Origin of the sequence: Nocardioides sp. (assembly GCF_034670285.1) — a bacterium.
Lineage (GTDB): Bacteria > Actinomycetota > Actinomycetes > Propionibacteriales > Nocardioidaceae > Nocardioides.
Map to the genome: position 1 here is coordinate 1 of NZ_JAXMNS010000440.1, position 2989 is coordinate 2989.

At 69.1% G+C, this 2989-nt stretch carries 2 protein-coding genes and 1 pseudogene; all 3 read left to right on the forward strand.

All coding sequences use genetic code 11. The annotated features are described in order from the left end of the window. Positions 1 to 42 precede the first annotated feature (42 nt). Complete coding sequence (locus VOI19_RS17295; RefSeq protein ID WP_416366396.1) at positions 43 to 675, forward strand: HAD family hydrolase; 633 nt, start codon at positions 43 to 45, stop codon at positions 673 to 675. 252 nt (positions 676 to 927) lie between these two features. Then, complete coding sequence (locus VOI19_RS17300; protein ID WP_323794196.1) at positions 928 to 2541, forward strand: ABC transporter substrate-binding protein; 1614 nt, start codon at positions 928 to 930, stop codon at positions 2539 to 2541. Between the two features lie 82 nt (positions 2542 to 2623). Beyond that, positions 2624 to 2989 (forward strand): annotated as a pseudogene (locus VOI19_RS17305) (ABC transporter permease); the annotation flags it as partial.

Genomic DNA, 2989 nt, shown 5'->3' on the forward strand with positions numbered 1-2989 from the left:
GGAGCTGTCGTTTGGGACCAAACGACAACACGTCCGGCCGCGGTGCTGTGGGACATGGACGGCACCCTGGTCGACACCGAGCCCTACTGGATCGCGACCGAGTTCGCCCTGGCCGAGGAGTTCGGGGCGTCGTGGAGCCACGAGCAGGCGCTGAGCCTGGTCGGCAACGACCTGCTGTCGTCGGGTCGTTACATCCGCGAGCAGATGGGGCTCAGCCTCACCCCCGAGGAGATCGTCGAACGGCTGCTGGACGGCGTCGTGGCCCGGGTGGCCGCTGAGGTGCCGTGGCGACCGGGCGCTCGTGAGCTGCTCGCGGCCCTCGTGGCGGACGGCGTGCCGTGCGCGCTCGTGACGATGTCCTACCGTCGCTTCGTCGACCCGATCCTGGCCGATCTCCCGGTCGGTTCCTTCGCCGAGATCGTGACCGGCGACGCCGTCACGCACGGCAAGCCGCATCCCGAGCCCTACCTCACCGCGGCTGCGCGTCTCGGTGTCGACCCGCGCGACTGCGTGGCCATCGAGGACTCCAGCACCGGGTGCCGCTCGGCGGAGTCAGCCGGGTGCACCGTGCTCGCCGTACCCCTCCACGTACCGGTGGAGCCGGGGGAGCGTCGGGTGTTCCGCACCAGCCTGGACGGCATGACGCCCCTCGACCTGGCGCTGCTGCCCTCCTGACCCGAGGCGATCCCGACCTCGGCCGGGCTGGACCCGGTCGAGAGGCTTGTTCGCCGGCGCGCGCCTTCGAGCCACATCGTGCGGCGCTTCGTTACCGAAGCGCAACACGTTCCCGTGCCAGCGCGATAGCCGCGGGTCCTCCTCAGCAGTAGTGTCGCGGAATCCGCCGGGCTCCGGGAGGCTCGGCCACGAGGTATGAGGTGAATTGTGCGACTGACCAATCGTCGACTGCGCGTAGGAGTCGTTGCCACTGTGGCAGCCTCCTTCGCACTGGCCGGATGTGCCGAGAGCGAACGAGACGACACCGGGTCCGGATCCTCCGGTGACGGCGCCTCCGGTGGGACCTTCGTCTTCGCCGGTGCGGCCGACCCGGTCCTGCTGGACCCCGCCTTCGCCTCGGACGGCGAGACCTTCCGTGTCGCCCGTCAGATCTTCGAGGGCCTCGTCGGCACCGAGCCGGGCACCGCTGACCCCGCCCCGCTGCTCGCCAAGAGCTGGGAGCCCAGCGAGGACGGCCTGACCTACACGTTCGAGCTCCAGGACGGCGTCACCTTCCACGACGGCTCCGAGTTCAACGCCGAGGCGGTCTGCTTCAACTTCGACCGCTGGTACAACTTCCCCGAGAGTGCGCAGGGCGGCGACCTCTCCTACTACTACGGCGCCCTGTTCCGTGGCTTCGCCACCGGCCCCGACGCCGATGCTGCGCTCTACTCCAGCTGTGAGGCCAGCAGTGACACCGAGGCCGTGATCACGCTCAACGAGCCGTTCGCCGGCTTCATCTCGGCGCTGTCGCTGCCCGCGTTCTCGATGCAGAGCCCCACCGCGCTGCAGGAGTACCAGGACGACGCGGCCGCCAACGTGCTCACCACCGACTACTCCACCGCTCACCCCACGGGCACCGGGCCGTTCAAGTTCGACGAGTGGGACCGCGGCAGCAGCGTCTCGCTCTCGCGCTACGACGACTACTGGGGCGAGGTCGCGCTGGTCGACGAGGTCCGGGTCGTCCCGATCGCCGACCCGAAGGCACGCGCCACGGCTGTCGAGAACGGTGAGGTCGACGGTGCTGACTTGATCGGCCCCGCCGACATCGCGCCGCTCGAGGACGCCGGCATGCAGGTGCTCCCGCGTGACCCGTTCACCGTGCTCTACCTCGGCTTCAACCAGAAGCAGAAGCCGCTCGACGACCTGCGGGTGCGTCAGGCGATCGCCCACGCGATCGACAAGGACGCCGTCGCCAGCGCATCGCTGCCCGAGGGCAGCGAGATCGCGACGCAGTTCATGCCGCCGTCGGTGGCCGGCTGGAACGACTCGGTCACCGAGTACGCCTACGACCCGGACCTCGCCCGCGACCTGCTCGAGCAGGCCGGTGCCGAGGGCGCGACGATCGAGTTCAACTACCCGACCGACGTGAGCCGTCCCTACATGCCGTCGCCGGCCGACACGTTCAACGTCGTCCGCTCGCAGCTCGAGGCCGTGGGCCTCAAGATCAAGCCGACCGCTGACGTCTGGAACCCCGACTACCTCGGCAAGATCCAGGGCACGGCCGACCACGGCATCCACCTGCTCGGCTGGACCGGCGACTACAACGACACCGACAACTTCGTCGGCGTCTTCTTCGGCACCGAAACCGACGAGTGGGGCTTCGACAACCCCGAGATCTTCTCCGCGCTGCGTGAGGCGCGTCAGATCCCGGTCGTCGAGGACCAGATCCCGCTCTACGAGCAGATCAACGCCGACGTGATGGACTTCCTGCCCGGTGTGCCGCTGGCGCACCCGGCCCCGTCGCTGGCGTTCGGTCCGGATGTCTCGGGCTACCAGCCGAGCCCCGTCAACGACGAGGTGTGGAGCACGGTCTCGGTGGGCTGATCGCCCTCCGCCGGGTGCGTCGACCGTCTGGTCGGCGCACCCGGGCCTGTCCTGCTCGTCTCACCCGCACTCGGGAGATGTGATGTTGCGTTTTGCCCTCCGGCGCCTGGCCTTGCTGGTGCCGGTGCTGTTCGGACTCTCGGTGCTGCTCTTCGCCTGGGTCCGCGCGCTGCCCGGCGAGCCGGCGCGCTCGCTGCTCGGTCAACGCGCGACGCCTGAGGGCATCGCGCGGATCAACGAGATCTACGGCTTCAACGAGCCGATCCTCCAGCAGTACTTCGCCTACGTCGGAGCCCTGCTGCGGGGCGACTTCGGTCGCTCCATCAAGACCGGTCAACCGGTGCTGGAGAGCTTCGTTGAGAAGTTCCCCGGAACCGTCGAGCTCGGGCTCACCGCACTCCTGTTCGCGGTCATCCTCGGGATCCCGCTCGGCTACTACGCCGCGCGG